We start from the raw sequence: 15948 nt of genomic DNA, 5'->3' as shown, positions 1-15948 counted from the left end.
TTATGAAAATACTGTTGCTTTAGCTTGCATATACACTTGGTTGCCATTATAAAATGTCAACAGAACCTAGTTAAAACCAACCAAATTATCATAGAAAAGTCTGTCTATAACAATGTCTTGATAGGTGAAATAAATTGTCAATTTTTCCATATTTTAACAAATAGAAAGCAAATCGTATCACTCTTTTCTTTTTATCCCACCTTCCAAGATTAAAATCCGAGATGAAATTTATTCAGTTTTTTGCAGCCCATCCCACTGCGCTTCATACTCTTTCGACTTCTTTAAATTCTTAGCTAAGCCAAAACCGCCATTTTCATATAAACGCGCCAAATCCAACAATGCTTCATTTTCACCCTGCTCTACCGCGAGTGAATAATATTCGGCTGCTTTTTTATAATTTTTTTCAACGCCCTTACCTTCTTCATAAACATAAGCAATATTAGACGAACCTAAGCCATTTTCAGCTTTAGAGGCTAAGGTAAACAGACGTAAAGCTTCTTTATAATCTTGCTTTAAACCTGCTTTGCCTTCCAAATAGAAAATACCAAGATTGTTAATTGCTGAAGATTCATCTTGCTTTACAGCTAACTGATAGTAATGTAATGCTTTTTTAAGGTCCTGAGCGACTTCATCATTCCCATCACTATACAAATGACCTAATTCAGCTTGTGCAAGATCCAATCCCGCATCAGCAGATTTGGTCATCCATTCCAAGCCTTTTTTAGTATTAATACTAACGCCGTCATCGCCATAGAGGTATAAAAAACCTAAATAATACTGAGCGTATAATTGCCCTTTTTGTGCCGCCTGTGTATACCACTTTAACGCTGTGGGATTATCTTCTTCAGCCCCTTCGCCATAATCATACATATACCCTACGGAAAAAAGTGCATCAGCATTTCCCTTTGCAGCCGCCTTTTTGAACCATTCTAATGCTTTACCAAAATCTTGATCGACATCATTTCCATAATAATAAGCATCTCCAAGATTATTTTGGGCAATCGCATCACCGCTTTTTGCTTGTTGAACGAGTTCCTGACTAAAAGATACATCCTCAGCTTGAGCTAAAGAAATTGCGCTCATACTTAATAATATTGAAAATACGATATTCTTTAATTTCATTCTTGAACCTACTTTGGTACATTTTTATGCAGATACATTCTAGCGGCTAAACAACTTAAGTAAATGTATATTTATATTTCCATATAAATCAAAAGTTAATTTTTATTAATTTATAAAAAGCACAGAACAAATAGACAGTTTGCCAAAATATTAAGCATGCCATTTTCGGTTTGCATGCTAAACTATGCATTGCTTTGAAAAAGGATAGTCCTTCTATGCGGTTTGTTCATCTCGGTATCCATACAGAATTTTCGATTACGGAATCGATTGTTCGCATACCTGATTTGGTCAAAGCTGCCGTTAAAGATGACATGCCTGCGCTTGCATTAACAGACTTATCCAACTTGCACGCTGCGGTGAAATTTTATGAAGCTTGTTTAAAAAAAGGCATTAAACCTGTTTTAGGCAGTGTCATTCGACTGAATGATGCAGAGCATCGCGCAACCTTATTAGCTATGAGCAGTAAAGGGTGGCGAAATCTAACCGAAATCGTATCTCGGGGCTTTATTGAAGGACAACAACTTAGTATCCCATGCGTACAAAAAGAATGGATACTTGAACAATCAGAAGATTTAATTGTATTGCTTGGACAGCATAGTGATGTCGGCAAAATGCTTTGTTCATCCAATCCACAAAAAGCAGAACCTTTATTAGAAGCATGGATTGAAAAGTTTGGTAATCGTGTTTATTTAGCATTAACACGTACTGAACGTGTTGGTGAAGAAGATTTTATTCAACAAGCCGTTAAACTCGCTGCTAAATATCAAATTGGTGTCGTTGCACATAATGATGTTCACTTTGTTGAACAAGATGATTTTGAAGCACATGAAGCACGTGTGTGTATTGCTGATGGTTATGTACTTGGTGACGATAAACGTCCTAAGAATTATAGCTCTGAACAGTATTTTAAAACTGGTGAGCAAATGTCTGAACTATTTTCAGACATCCCAAGTGCAATTGAAAATACTTACCAGATCGCAAAACGTTGTAATGTTGCCTTACAACTCGGGACTTATTTCTTACCTGATTTCCCGATCCCAGATGGTTATACCATCGACACCTATTTCGAACATTTATCTCGTACAGGTTTAGAGGAACGCTTAAATCACCTTTATCCTATTGCTGAACGTGATGAAGATTGGGCTGAGATTCGTCAGCCCTATGATGATCGTATTAAGTACGAAGTCGATATTATTTTAAAAATGGGCTTTCCAGGTTACTTCCTGATTGTCATGGACTTTATTCAATGGGCAAAAAATAATGGCGTACCTGTAGGGCCAGGACGTGGTTCGGGTGCTGGTTCATTAGTTGCCTACAGTTTAAAAATTACTGATCTTGATCCATTACGTTATGACCTACTTTTCGAACGTTTCTTAAACCCTGAACGTGTCTCAATGCCCGATTTTGACGTCGATTTCTGTATTGCAGGTCGAGACCGAGTGATCGAATATGTTGCACAAAACTATGGTCGTGAAGCCGTTTCACAGATTGCAACCTTTGGTACGATGGCTGCAAAAGGTGCCATCCGAGACGTTGCACGAGTTCTAGGCAAATCTTACGGTTTGGCTGACCGCATTTCTAAAATGATTCCAACTAAGCCACTGGGTGTTGATTTAGCAACTGCGATTGACATGGAACCACAGCTGAAAGACATTGTGACCAACCCATCAAATCCAGATAATGATGATGCTGCTGAAATTTGGGAAATGGCACTTAAGCTCGAAGGCATTACACGAAACACCGGGAAACATGCAGGTGGTGTAGTCATTGCACCCGGTAAAATTACCGATTATTCAGCGGTACTGTGTGAAGCAGATGGAACAAGTCGTGTTGCCCAATACGATAAAGATGATGTCGAAGCCGCAGGTCTGGTCAAATTTGACTTCTTGGGGTTACGTAACCTAACGGTGATTGAAGATGCCGTTCAAAATATTAATAAAAGAATTAAATCTGAGATTCCACTCGAAATTGCCAATGTTCCGTTGGATGACAAAGATGCCTATTTAGTCTTTGCGGATGCGAATACAACTGCGGTATTCCAGTTTGAATCCGTCGGCATGAAAAAGATGCTCAAGGAAGCAAGACCGAGTAAATTTGAAGAAATTATTGCCTTCGTTTCTTTATACCGCCCCGGTCCAATGGATCTAATTCCAGACTTTATCCATCGTATGCATGGTGGTGAGTTCGAATATCTACATCCATTGCTAGAAGGCGTATTGGAACCTACCTATGGGATTATGGTTTACCAAGAACAGGTGATGCAAGCAGCACAGTTCTGCGCAGGCTATACGCTTGGTGGTGCAGATTTACTGCGCCGCGCCATGGGTAAAAAGAAACCTGAAGAAATGGTTAAACAGCGCCAAATCTTTATTGAAGGTGCTGCAAAAAAAGAGATTGATGAAGCAACAGCAAACCATATCTTCGACTATATGGAAAAGTTCGCAGGTTATGGATTTAACAAATCACATGCCGCAGCCTATGCCCTTGTTGCCTATCACACTGCATGGCTAAAAGCACATTATCCATCAGAATTTATGGCAGCCGTTTTATCGTCGGAAATGCAGAATACGGACAGTATCGTATTCTTAATTGATGACTGCCGTAATAATAAATTAGAAGTGCTACCGCCTTCCGTAAATATGTCTTTGTATCATTTCCACGCCAGTGATGAGAAAACCATTGTTTATGGTCTCGGTGCAATTAAAGGTGTCGGCGAACAAGCGATGCAGTCGGTCATCGACTCACGCATCAATGAAGGTCCATACAAAGATTTATTCGATTTCTGTCATCGAATCGACCTGAAAAAGATCAATAAACGTACCTTAGAAGCCTTAATTCGTGCGGGTGCGTTGGATTGTTTAGGCATTGAACGTTCAAGCTTAATGGCTCAATTGCCTGAAGCTGTTCAAGCAGCCGACCAAGCACGAACTAACCGTGAAACGGGTATCATGGATTTATTTGGTGAAGTTGAAGAAGTTCAACGCAAACCTGCTAAACCTGTGAAACCGTGGTCAGACGAAGTTCGCCTTAAAGGTGAAAAAGATACGCTTGGATTGTATCTCACTGGTCATCCGATTGATGTCTATCGCCCAGAATTAAAGTCATTTATTCCAGCGAAATTAAATGAACTCACCCCGACACGTCGTGGTGTCACGACCGTCTTTGCTGGTTTAGTCGTTGATATTGCCAACTTCCCGAACCGTATCATGATTACAGTAGATGATGGCACTGCTCGTGTTGAAATCAGCTGTAATCATGAACGTTTTCAACGTTATAAAGAAATCGTTCGTCTAGAACAAGTAATTGTTATCGAAGGCGAAATTTATGAGCGTGAGGGTTTTGATCGCCCGATGGCTCGTTTGAGTAAAGCTTTTAGCCTCAATGAAATCCGCCAAAAACGTGCCCAAAGTATTCAAATTCGTCTCCCTCAAGATTTAATGACCAAATCTTTAGCCAAAGATTTACAGGCAATTTTATTACCTTATTGCAATGTCGATATGTGTCAGCATATTGCTTTACAAATCCAACTTGAACAAAGCTTTGCGACAGCAGAGTTGCATCTAGGTCCGCAATGGAAAGTCGCACCTTTAGATGAATTGCTAGGCAAGCTACGTGATTATTTTGGTAAGGACGCGATTTTTATCGAATACCAAGTGAAATCCAAAGCTGCAAAAGTGGCGGAAGCACCTAAAATAGCGGTTGTCGCGCCTCCACCTAAAAACATGTCAATGGATGAAGCACTTGATCTTTACCAAGCTGAAATCTCTCAATATTCTTAATTTTGGATGATATATGAACCTGTTTGACTCAAACCCTGTTACCCAAAACAAGGTGTCCAAACACTTGGATCATGTGCGTATTGTTATGGTCAATACCACCCTACCAGCCAATATTGGTAGTGCCTTACGCGCAATGAAAACGATGGGTTTATCTCAACTCGTTTTAGTTGCTCCTAAAACCTATCCACACCCAGATATTGATGCTTTAGCAGCGGGTGCACAGGATTTAATTGAAAAAATTGAGATCGTTGATACTTTAGAGCAAGCTATTCAAGACTGTCATCTCGTGTTTGGAACCAGCGCACGTAGCCGTACCATTCCATGGCCGTTACTGGACGTACGTCCTGCTGCAAAGGAAGCTTTACAAGGCGCGAGCCAACAGCAAAATATCGCTATTGTTTTTGGTCGTGAAGACCGTGGTCTCACCAATGAAGAACTTGCTTTAGCCAATTATCACTTAACCATCCCAGTTAATCCTGAGTATGGTGTTTTAAATGTCGCACAAGCGATTCAAGTGGTTTGTTACGAGTTGAGAATGGCAGCACTTGAACAAAATTCACAAGTGACAGCAACACCAGATGATCACATGCAACTGAAACAACAGCAAAGCATGGAATGGGATGAGCCATTAGTAACACAAAAACAAATGGAAGAATTCTATCCTCATCTTGAAAAAATGCTGACTGAAATCGAATTTTTAGATCCAAATAATCCTCGTTTACTTCCATTACGCTTGCGTCGCCTGTTCGGAAGGATACAATTAGATCGTATGGAATATCATTTATTGCGCGGAATTTTCAGCCGTGTACAGGCTTTAGCCAAAGGCTCATGGAAACAAACCAATTCGGAGGATCATACCAATGATTAAACAGCTTAAAGAAGATATCGAGGCTGTATTTGCACGTGATCCTGCTGCCCGAAATACACTCGAAGTTCTGACGACCTATCCAGGTATTCATGCTTTGATCATGCATCGTATGGCACATGAGCTTTGGAAAAAAGAATACAAAGGTACAGCACGTTTACTCTCGTCATTTAGCCGCTTTGCAACAGGAATTGAAATTCATCCTGGCGCAAAAATTGGTAAACGCTTTTTTATCGATCATGGCATGGGTGTTGTCATTGGTGAAACAGCTGAAATTGGTGATGATGTCACGCTTTATCATGGTGTGACCCTAGGTGGCACAACATGGAATAAAGGAAAACGTCACCCAACCCTCGAAGATGGGGTCGTTGTTGGGGCTGGAGCAAAGATTCTAGGACCATTTACTGTACATAAAGGTGCAAAAGTTGGCTCAAATGCAGTCATCACCAAAGAGGTTCCTGAGGGTGTAACGGCTGTTGGCAACCCTGCACGATACATTTTCAAGGATAAAACCCAGATTGAGCAGGATGAAGCACGCCGCCGTGATTATGCTGAAAGCATCGGTTTCCAGCCTTATGCCACCACGCAAGATCAGTCAGACCCAATTTTAGAAGGTATTCGTGTTTTACTGGATCGGATGCAGCAAAATGAAAAGCGCATGAATACCCTTTGCCAGCGCCTCTCGCTACTGGACCCAACATTTAACGGTCAAAAACAGAAGACCCAGCCATTTAGTAAAGAAGAACTTAAAATTATTGAAGAAGTTAGACGTGAATGTGAAGCTCAGAGCAAAACTTCTTCGAACTAATCCAATTTATAAAAAATGTAACAAGCTTCTCGTTGCAAGTTGGTTTTGCTTTTCCTAGACTGGTAAAACCAACGACCGACCTAGTTAATTCACTAAAATTAATGGATGTAAAGCATGAATTTTAAGCCTTTGGCACTTCTTGTACTTTCAACTTCTTTTTTAACAGCTTGTGGTACTACGCCAGTAAAAAAAGAAAAAGCTGCTGAACCTTTTGTATTCAAAGAACCTGATCCAACTCCCCCATTTTACGCTTTAAATCCAGTTAAATATGATGCTCCACCAAGCTTTGAAGTTGCAATTAAAGATGCATCGGCTCAACCTGTAACAAAAATGGTTGTTTCACTTCAAGGTGACCCATCAAAATCAACCACCCTTGAGGTGAATAAATTAATTGTCCCTACGATTGATCAGAAGCAACGTAATATGAAATATGCGGTGCTTGCTGGCGATAATGAAGTAGATGTCACTGAAATTGATGATTTTCTTCAATTGGTTGAAGGTAAAGCGCGTCACTACCCACCACGTTTTACTGAACGCCAAGAACGTAAAGGTTATGAGGCAAAACTTCGTGAAATTACGCAGAAACTTGATGCTTTAGCAGAAAAGCCCAATGCTTCTCTGGATGTACTTACTCGTGCATTTAAAGCAAGCGTTATGGCACGTAATATGGACTTAGGTACAGCCTATACAACCAAATCACTCAACTATGCACAGCGTATTCTTGCGATTAGCCCAAATGACCCTGAAACTAATTTCTGGTTTGGTTTTGGTCTATCTGAAGGTGGCGGTCAACGTGAAGCGATTCCATATCTAGATAAAGCGATTAAAGGCGGTGTACAAGAAGCTTATCTTTCTGCTGCAAATAACTATCTCTGGTTAGAGCAAAAGAAAAATGCGATTCAAACACTCAAAAATTATAAAATTAATTATCCAGATGAAGCCGAAGTTGCAGATCAACTTATCAAAGAAGTTGAATCTGGAAAACGCTGGAATGTTTGGCAAGTCCTAAATTAAAGATTTGTGATTTTGTAAAAATAGACTGTTCAGAACAGTCTATTTTTTTAAGTTGATTGAAAAAACATCTTTTTTTCGTATTATAGCTAGAATCTTCCAGCTAAATTTGCTCCTTGATAATGCAAGCATCTAATTCAAACAAATATCTATTTGCCTTTACGCTGTTATCAACTATTGCTTTAAATGGCTGTCAGGTCGTTAGCCTCAAGCAACAAGCGGTTGATGTCACCATAGCCAATGAACGTAATAGCATACTAACTCAGAAAAAGTTAAGTGAAGCGAGCCTGAACGTCTTATCGATGTCAGGTAAAGAAGCAAAAATTTGTATGCAATCCCCGAATGAATGCATTGCAGATCTACATAAAATTCCTCAGATTCAAGACGAACAATTATTGTCGACAGCCAGTGAACTATATCTTGCTAAAGCCATGTCACTGTCGGACTCCTCAGAATGTAAAATCAGTAAATTGCCTAAACACAAACCCGCTGATGAACAAAAGCTAATTCAGCAAAATTATGAAAGTTGTTTAGATCAGAAGCTTGAAGCTTTGGATAAAAGTATTCGTTATAGTTATGCGTATTTATTCAAAACATCACGTCAGCCACAAGAACGACTTTTTGATAACCGCCAAGTACAAATTCGAGATTTCTACAATCAGGCACTTACTCAATTGGTGAATGGTCATAGTTTAAGGAATCCATCGACCAATCTTACCCCAACGATTAAAATTGGAAAAAGTACTTATACAATTGATATTCAAGCATATCAACGCCTACAAAATATGAAACTGGAAAAATTTATTTCCAGTTACAACATGAATTTTTCTGGATTAAGAGCGATTAACCGCCGTGATGGTTTCGGTTCTGATTTTGTCGCAGTCTTTCCATCGACCGACTCATCATCACAAGAAAATAAATATATTCTTAATCCTTTAACTCATGATTATCCTAAAGGGATAAATCCGAATATCCATAAAGCACGCTATTTAGCAGCCACAATTATTGCTCAACCTAAAAAATCGAATGCAACGATAGAAGATGTTTTAACAAACCCGAATTTTGAAATTAAGGTTTATGATCCTTATAGCGTTGAGAAAGTAGAGATTGCAGGTAAACCATATTCATTAGCAGCAAATTTTTCTGCACCCTATGGTTTATGGCTAGCAGAAAATAATTTAGGTGCGGCTGCATATTTGACCTTAATTGACCGCGATCAGCATTTGGCAATGCCGCATCTCTATATGTTGGAACCCTATAACCCGAATAAAAAAATCATTGTATTAGTACATGGTCTAGCAAGTAGCCCTGAAGCATGGATTGCGGTAACTAATGACATTATGGGTGATGCAATATTAAGAGAACATTATCAAGTTTGGCAAATTTTTTACTCTACCAATATGCCAATTTTAGAAAGCCGTTTTCAAATTTATGCGTTATTAAAACAAGCATTTGGTTCACTTAATCCCAAAGATGCGGCGGCTCAAGATGCAGTTTTAATTGGGCATAGTATGGGTGGAATTATTAGTCGACTTTTAGTGAGTGATGCAGATATTTCTAAACAAGCTTTAGAATTGATGAATAATCGCCAACAAACACGTCTAAGAAAACACCCTGTCATTGGTGAAAGACTCAAAATGAAACCAATTGAAAATTTTGATCGAGCTATTTTTCTCGCAGCACCACACCGAGGGACAGACTACGCAGACCGTTGGTTTACTCTAGCAGCAAGAAAAATTATTAAACTTCCTGCAACTTTCTTAACGACCCTTGCAGATACGCTGACCAGTGATGATGTTGATTTAAAAGATTTTGTCAAAACACTGACTAATGATGTCATTCAAAATGGACCAAGTGATCTAAGTAAAAAATCTAAATTTATGGAACTGACAGCGAGTATCCCACCCGAAAAAGGCTTGGTTTTCCATTCTATTATGGGCAATATTACTAAAAGTGATGATCCGAATGTGATTACAGATGGCATCGTTCCATATAAGAGTGCACATTTAGATGGAGCAGTTTCTGAGAAAATTTTTACGGGTGGTCACTCTATTCAAGAAACGCCCGAAGCTGTGTTAGAACTTCGTCGCATCTTACGCCAACATTTAGTTGATCATGGTTTATATAAACCGAAGAATTAAGCACAATAAAAAAGCCCCCAAACAATTGGGGCTTTTTTAATCAAATCATTTAAACATCAGAGCGAATCATATAGTCAAAAGCTGCTAGAGAAGCTTTGGCACCTTCACCTGTGGCAATGATGATTTGCTTGTACGGCACGGTGGTACAGTCCCCCGCAGCAAACACACCTTTGACATTGGTTTCATTTCGATCATTGATCACAATCTCACCACGATTGCTGAGTTCAACCGCACTGTTCTTCAAGAAATCGGTGTTTGGTAATAAACCAATTTGTACAAAGATTCCTGCAAGTTCGACCGTATGCTCAACATCAGTGGCGCGATCTTTATATTTCAACGCCGTCACTTGTGAACCATCACCGACCACTTCAGTACTAAGCGCATTCAAAATCACAGTAGTATTTGGCAAGCTGTTTAACTTGTCTTGCAACACTTGGTCTGCACGAAGTTTGGTATCAAACTCCACCAACGTCACATGCTCTACAATGCCTGCAAGGTCAATCGCTGCTTCTACACCAGAGTTACCACCACCAATCACCGCAACACGTTTACCTTTAAACAATGGACCATCACAGTGGGGGCAGTACGCCACACCACGAGTACGGTATTCTGCTTCACCCGGTACATTCATTTCTCTCCAACGTGCGCCTGTTGAAAGAATAATGGTTTTAGATTCAAGCTTAGCCCCATTTTCCAATTCAACTTCAACCAGACCATTGGCCGTTTGATCTGCACCTGTGATCTTGCTGACTCTTTGTAAGTTCATGATGTCCACGCCATATTCACGAACATGCGCTTCCATATCTTGAGCAAACTTCGGACCTACCGTTTTTTGTACTGTGGTGAAGTTCTCAATGTCCATGGTATCCATGACCTGACCACCAAAACGTTCAGCCACGATACCTGTTTTGATGCCTTTACGTGCTGCGTAGATCGCTGCTGTACCACCTGCAGGACCACCACCAATCACCAATACATCAAAAGCCTCTTTCGCATTGAGTGCTGCGGCATCTTTCTCAGCAGAATCAGTGTCTAGCTTCGCCACGATTTCTTCCAAAGTCATACGACCTTGTCCAATATGTTCATTGTCTTGGAACAGCATTGGCACAGCCAAGATTTTACGTTCCTCAACTTCTTCTTGGAAAAAACCACCATCAATCATGGTCGCAGTTGCATTCGGGTTATAGATTGCAATTAAATTTAAGGCTTGAACCACATCTGGACAGTTATGGCAGCTTAAAGATACAAACACATCAAAGTTTGATTTTAAATTTAAACCTTTGATCTGAGTTAATACTTCATCAGAGACTTTAGGGGCATAGCCTGACACTTGTAATAAAGCCAAGATCAAAGAAGTAAACTCATGTCCCATCGGTAAACCAGCAAAGAACACACGTGGTTGTTCACCTGCTTTAGCCACACCGAAACTCGGACGGCGAGCGTTTGAACCATCAAAACGCGCCGTAACTTGGTCAGAAAGTTCTGCAATTTCAGTCACGAGTTCTTTGATTTTTGCGGCTTTGTCTGATTCATCTAAAGCAGCAACCAACTCGATTGGACTTTCTAAACGTTCTAAGTAAGTTTTTAATTGAGTTTTAATATTTTGATCTAACATGTATTTCTCCAAATTCTAAGCAGTTCAAATCAGCTAAATTCATTCAATGAAGCTATAGTACGCAAAATGTATAAATAGGTAAAACAGTATGTTTTTATAAATTTAATCGGATAAACCGAACGATAATTTATCAAGCATCCAATTTTTGGATAATTCGAACACGACGATTTTTAAAGTTTTTGGCAAGCACATATAAAACCGTACTTAAAGCGACAGCCAATACAATCAATCCCCATAAAATTAGCTTCACAATCTGAGAAATACGCTCAGCTTGTTGCGCACGGATATCTAAAGGTTGTGTAATTGAGGTGATACTTTTACCGTAGAGCTGTTGCTGCATGACCCATAACTGTTCAGACTTAAAATCATATTGTTTAAACTGAATCGGGTTATTCTTCTCAGCGACAATCAATTGATTCACATAGACATTGGCAGTTTTACGATCGACAGGTTGATGCAATAAAGCCACTTGTGCCAACACATAGGCTTTTTCAGTCGATGAAATGTTGGACTGCTGTAAATCTTGAGCAATTTGACTTTCAACAATATTATTTTGATAGCTCATCCATTGTTGATACGCCTGCTTGGTTTCATCTTTCCAATCATATTGAATGTAGCTCAGACCAGACCAAAGCAAAATAAAGGCAATAATCCAAGCCAAAACTCGTTGTGTCCATGCTTGGAAACGTTGCTGAAAAAACTTAAATTTCTTCATCCAACTGAGCAGTAAAAATGCCCCAATAAACGAAACCAAAATTTTTAGAAACAACCAACCAAACCATGATAATAAATTAAAAAAATAATCGACTGGTTGTTTAAATGGCACCAATTCTTGAACATGATAAGGCAAATCTAATGCCTGAACATGCGTGGAAAGATCAAAGAACCGATAGATAAATTCTTTTTGGAAAAATAACGATGCAACTGTAATAACGACCAATGTACAGGCTAAAATAAACCAGATCATTAAGTGACGTTGACGTTTTTTTAATGCATCTAAACGTTGGTCAATCGGTTGTACACTAAAATCGTTTATGGGTGACAATGATCTTTCCTTCAAAAATTAACAATATCAAGATTTTGGTGGCTGGCTATGCTCAAGCACTAAATGATTTAAATTCTCTTGCAAAGCACGTAAACGTGTTGTTGCTTCCGCACGCTTTTGCATCCCTTCTTTCTGGATCTGAATCACATCATTTACAGTTTTAATGAGGGTGTTTTGCACATGTTCAAGTGTTTCCACATCAATCACTGAACGTTGATTCGCTTTCGCAGTATCGACTGAATTTTGATGTAATAATTCAGCATTGCGACGTAATAATTCATTCGTTGTGTCATCAATAGCCTTGGCAAGCTGGACACTATTCTTTTGCTCTTGTAATGAGATCGCCAAACTAATCTGATTTTTCCATGCTGGTAGCGTAATATTTTTAATGGCATAGAACTTATCTACCAACATTAAATTATTCGATTGGATGATCCGAATCATTGGCAAAGTCTGCATTGCAGACTGTTGTAAAACCTGCAAATCACTGACTCTTTTCTCAAGATTATTCGCCAAATGATTAAGATCATAAATCTGTTGCGTCGTTTGTCGATCCTGCTCTTGTGATGTGAGCATTGAGATCTGTTGCTGAATATCCTGCTGTTTTAATTGCCCTGCAGCAATATAAACACCAAGCTGTTTATATTCATCCTGTACCGCATCAAACATTTTATCTAAGGTTCCAACCCGAGCTTTCAACCCCGATTGAGAACTTTCAATTTCTTGAACCAATACATCAATCTGCTCTTTAGTGGTATTAAAATGCTGATCAAAATTTTGTTTAGCACTTTTAAACTTACTCAGTAACCCGCCAAAAAACCCAGAGCTTTTTGATTTATTCAAAATACTTGAAGTATTCAATTGCTGTGCGACTTGCACTACCTCATTAAGTTTTTGTCCAGTCGTGTCCAAATCTTTATTCTGAACAAGATTTAACAGTTCATCGGTATAAGTTGAAGTTTTATTCGCAATATTTTTGCCATATTCCGCCACCACTGTGGTGCTGATATCTGCCAGTTCTTTATGTGCATCCATTACTTCTGCAAGATCATGTGGTTGCAATCCTAAATCTTTTAAATTCAACTGTTCAAAACGTTGCTCAGGCTTCACTTCAAGCTGATGAGATAATTTGCTAATTTCTGAATCTGACATCTTTTTTCCCTCTTATTTCTGTAATGATTTTTTCAAATTTTTAATTAAATCTTCTCGACTTTTATCAAGCTGATCAAGTGTATTTGTTGAAGTCGATGCTGTACTTTGTTTAACGTGATATTGCCATGCAGGAATCAAAACCTGTTGTGCTTCTTTAAATCGATCTAGCAAGCCAAAAGATAACTCTTGTGATAACTGCATTTGTTTCATCGCAATATCATTACTCGCTTGTAAGGTTTGTAAGGTATTTATTTTTTTCGAGAGCCGTTCAACAAAATGGTCAAGCTTTTGCTGTTGCGTAAACTGAGGATATTCTATTAAAAACTCATCAGCGGCGCGGATATAAGTGGCCATCTGTTCTCTTAAACCTAAAGCTTGCTGTAGTCGTGATTGAGATTTTTGGATTTCGATCTGTAATCGCTGACTTAAATGATTTGCTTCATTGATTAAACGCTCAAGATCTTTGACAAACTTTACTTGTCCAGCATCATATTCAACATCTATACCTAACCATTTTTGCAACGCGTTAAAACGACGGCCACCTAAATGTTTTTTGGAAATTGAAAGTTGCTGAATAATCTGGGTAATCACTTCACTCAATTGCTGATTCAATCTAGGGTCAACACCATTCAGTAATACACTTTGAGCTTGAACTAAATGATCTGCATAATGATTCAAACGATGTGGATCATTGAGTAGAGGAAGTAAATCATTACGTTTAATCGCTAAAACATGTTCTTGATTTGATTCAATTTGCGATAAGGGTATGAAGTCGAACGATTGCGTCATATTAGCCGAGTATAGTAAGAACAAATAAATTTGAACATAATTAGTTTTAGCATGTTCTTACTCTTTCGCATACTTAAATGTTGTTATGATTTTTAAGTGTTTTTCTCAATAAATTTTCAAAACTTATCACTTTTGTGGTAATGCATAAGTCCCAATCACATGTGCTACAGGCTCATCATCATCCAAAGAATATAACCACACTTCACCTGTCACCAATGTTTTACCAACTTTGATTAATTTACACTCAGCTTTAATATCTTGATTTCCATTCGGTTTACGGAAAAAGTTAATCGTCATATTGGTGGTCACAGCCATAGCAATTAGACCTAAATGCCCCATAATCGCAACATATAACGCGAAATCAGCCACCAACATCAAGGTTGGACCTGATACAGTTTGACCTGGACGTAAATCGTTCTGATCGATTTTATAAAGTAACTGTGCCCCTTTAGGACTAATCTCTTCGATACTAGTTTTTTCGAGTGCTTGAGGAAATTCCTGTGCCAAAAAATGAGTAATTTCATGCTTACTAAGCGCCATCACAATACATCCCAAATGACTTAGATTATTTTTGAATTATGCCTAAAACTATAAACAAACATTTAATCAGCTTGGTCTGAAAGTTCATTTAAGACTTGCCAATAACTAGGAGGCTCAGGAACATGTCCACGCTCTAATAACATCTGGTGCATTCTAGGTAACTTAAAATATGGAACTGTTGCCATCAAATGATGCTCTTTATGGTAATTGACATGGATAGGCGCAACTAAAGCACGGGCAAGATAACCAGCCTTTGTGGTACGTGTATTGGTTAAAGCACTATGACTAGTTGGCATACCCGCATGTTCAGCCATAGAACGAATACGTAATAACAATGGAAAAGGCGTTAAATATGCCAATACCCAAAGTGCATACAGTTTAGGATGACCCGCTGCCCACAATACTGAAAATAAAGCAGCATTAGTTGCAATCGCACCACCACTATTTTTTAAGAATGTTTTGGGATAATCTGTCCAATGACGCCCCTCTTGAGAAATCCAACGACGGTCATTTGACACCGTCCATTCCATTTTCTCAACATCCATTAGCACACGTCCAAGTGCAAATTTTAAGCCTGTTACCCCTGAAACATCACGAAAAAATTTACGCATCAACGATTTTTTTGAGGTTGGAAAACCTTCAACAAGCGACAAATCAGGATCATCCACAGTAGAAGTCTTACTATGATGACGTAAGTGATGCGCACGATATTTCTTTAAATCATTCCAAATCGGGCGAGCACAAAGCCAATCTGTGGCAATATCATTCAGCCATTTGGTTTTAAATAAGCTTTGGTGTGAAGCGTCATGCATAATAATTGCAAGCGCAAGTTGACGACCCGCTAATATTACCAATGCAGCTATACACATCAGTAATTTGCCCCAGACAGGTAAATACTCCCATGTACTGGCAAGCGCAGCGAAGGTTCCACCAATGACTGCCCACGTTGATAAAACAGCCCAACTACCGTGTAAATCTGACTTTGTTGTCAATTCTGTGATTTCTTCTCGTGTGAACAAATCACTTATTGATGTACGTGTATTCATATCCCTACCCTACAATTTTTCTATTTCTATAGATA

At 38.9% G+C, this 15948-nt stretch carries 12 protein-coding genes; 5 read left to right on the top strand and 7 right to left on the bottom strand.

Annotated elements, in window-relative coordinates; translation table 11 throughout:
- Positions 1-228: 228 nt before the first annotated feature.
- Positions 229-1122, bottom strand: coding sequence for an SEL1-like repeat protein (locus O1450_RS06695; protein ID WP_269230173.1), 894 nt, complete (start codon positions 1120-1122; stop codon positions 229-231).
- Between the two features lie 215 nt (positions 1123-1337).
- Between O1450_RS06695 and dnaE the strand changes: the two genes are divergently transcribed.
- The 5 genes from dnaE to O1450_RS06670 all read left to right on the top strand — a co-directional run bounded on the left by dnaE (position 1338) and on the right by O1450_RS06670 (position 9726).
- Entirely contained in the window at positions 1338-4901 is a 3564-nt protein-coding gene (dnaE, locus tag O1450_RS06690) for a DNA polymerase III subunit alpha (RefSeq protein ID WP_269230172.1), read from the top strand.
- Between the two features lie 13 nt (positions 4902-4914).
- Positions 4915-5769 (top strand): RNA methyltransferase, encoded by an 855-nt coding sequence (locus O1450_RS06685; protein WP_269230171.1) that lies wholly within the window; start codon positions 4915-4917, stop codon positions 5767-5769.
- Positions 5762-6574, top strand: a complete 813-nt coding sequence (gene cysE, locus O1450_RS06680; protein ID WP_005160644.1) for a serine O-acetyltransferase — start codon at positions 5762-5764, stop codon at positions 6572-6574. Before O1450_RS06685 ends, cysE begins: the two co-directional genes overlap by 8 nt.
- 114 nt (positions 6575-6688) lie before the next feature.
- A complete protein-coding gene (locus tag O1450_RS06675) occupies positions 6689-7588 on the top strand; it encodes an ABUW_2363 family tetratricopeptide repeat lipoprotein (protein WP_269230170.1) in 900 nt (299 codons plus the stop codon).
- A gap of 119 nt (positions 7589-7707) precedes the next feature.
- Positions 7708-9726, top strand: coding sequence for an esterase/lipase family protein (locus O1450_RS06670; protein WP_269230169.1), 2019 nt, complete (start codon positions 7708-7710; stop codon positions 9724-9726).
- A 49-nt stretch (positions 9727-9775) separates the two neighbouring features.
- Here the strand turns inward: O1450_RS06670 and ahpF are convergent, their stop codons facing one another.
- The 6 genes from ahpF to O1450_RS06640 all read right to left on the bottom strand — a co-directional run bounded on the left by ahpF (position 9776) and on the right by O1450_RS06640 (position 15913).
- Entirely contained in the window at positions 9776-11341 is a 1566-nt protein-coding gene (gene ahpF, locus O1450_RS06665) for an alkyl hydroperoxide reductase subunit F (protein WP_269230168.1), read from the bottom strand.
- A gap of 130 nt (positions 11342-11471) precedes the next feature.
- Complete coding sequence (locus O1450_RS06660; protein ID WP_269230167.1) at positions 11472-12386, bottom strand: hypothetical protein; 915 nt, start codon at positions 12384-12386, stop codon at positions 11472-11474.
- A gap of 27 nt (positions 12387-12413) precedes the next feature.
- Complete coding sequence (locus O1450_RS06655; protein WP_269230166.1) at positions 12414-13538, bottom strand: toxic anion resistance protein; 1125 nt, start codon at positions 13536-13538, stop codon at positions 12414-12416.
- 12 nt (positions 13539-13550) lie between these two features.
- Positions 13551-14327, bottom strand: a complete 777-nt coding sequence (locus O1450_RS06650) for a tellurium resistance protein (protein WP_269230165.1) — start codon at positions 14325-14327, stop codon at positions 13551-13553.
- A 126-nt stretch (positions 14328-14453) separates the two neighbouring features.
- Positions 14454-14867 carry a PaaI family thioesterase gene (locus O1450_RS06645; protein WP_269230164.1) on the bottom strand — a complete coding sequence of 138 codons (414 nt, stop codon included), beginning with the start codon at positions 14865-14867 and terminating at the stop codon, positions 14454-14456.
- Between the two features lie 62 nt (positions 14868-14929).
- A complete protein-coding gene (locus tag O1450_RS06640) occupies positions 14930-15913 on the bottom strand; it encodes a fatty acid desaturase family protein (RefSeq protein WP_269230163.1) in 984 nt (327 codons plus the stop codon).
- Between the last annotated feature and the right edge of the window lie 35 nt (positions 15914-15948).

Source organism: Acinetobacter sp. TR11 (assembly GCF_027105035.1).
In the GTDB taxonomy this organism is placed as follows: domain Bacteria; phylum Pseudomonadota; class Gammaproteobacteria; order Pseudomonadales; family Moraxellaceae; genus Acinetobacter.
This window is presented reverse-complemented; position numbering and strand designations above follow the sequence as displayed.

Bases quoted from the DNA above. Each gene is read 5' to 3' on its own strand.
- O1450_RS06695 (WP_269230173.1), bottom strand. From the start codon at position 1,122: ATGAAATTAAAGAATATCGTATTTTCAATATTATTAAGTATGAGCGCA.
- dnaE (WP_269230172.1), top strand. From the start codon at position 1,338: ATGCGGTTTGTTCATCTCGGTATCCATACAGAATTTTCGATTACGGAA.
- O1450_RS06685 (WP_269230171.1), top strand. From the start codon at position 4,915: ATGAACCTGTTTGACTCAAACCCTGTTACCCAAAACAAGGTGTCCAAA.
- cysE (WP_005160644.1), top strand. From the start codon at position 5,762: ATGATTAAACAGCTTAAAGAAGATATCGAGGCTGTATTTGCACGTGAT.
- O1450_RS06675 (WP_269230170.1), top strand. From the start codon at position 6,689: ATGAATTTTAAGCCTTTGGCACTTCTTGTACTTTCAACTTCTTTTTTA.
- O1450_RS06670 (WP_269230169.1), top strand. From the start codon at position 7,708: ATGCAAGCATCTAATTCAAACAAATATCTATTTGCCTTTACGCTGTTA.
- ahpF (WP_269230168.1), bottom strand. From the start codon at position 11,341: ATGTTAGATCAAAATATTAAAACTCAATTAAAAACTTACTTAGAACGT.
- O1450_RS06655 (WP_269230166.1), bottom strand. From the start codon at position 13,538: ATGTCAGATTCAGAAATTAGCAAATTATCTCATCAGCTTGAAGTGAAG.
- O1450_RS06650 (WP_269230165.1), bottom strand. From the start codon at position 14,327: ATGACGCAATCGTTCGACTTCATACCCTTATCGCAAATTGAATCAAAT.
- O1450_RS06645 (WP_269230164.1), bottom strand. From the start codon at position 14,867: ATGGCGCTTAGTAAGCATGAAATTACTCATTTTTTGGCACAGGAATTT.
- O1450_RS06640 (WP_269230163.1), bottom strand. From the start codon at position 15,913: ATGAATACACGTACATCAATAAGTGATTTGTTCACACGAGAAGAAATC.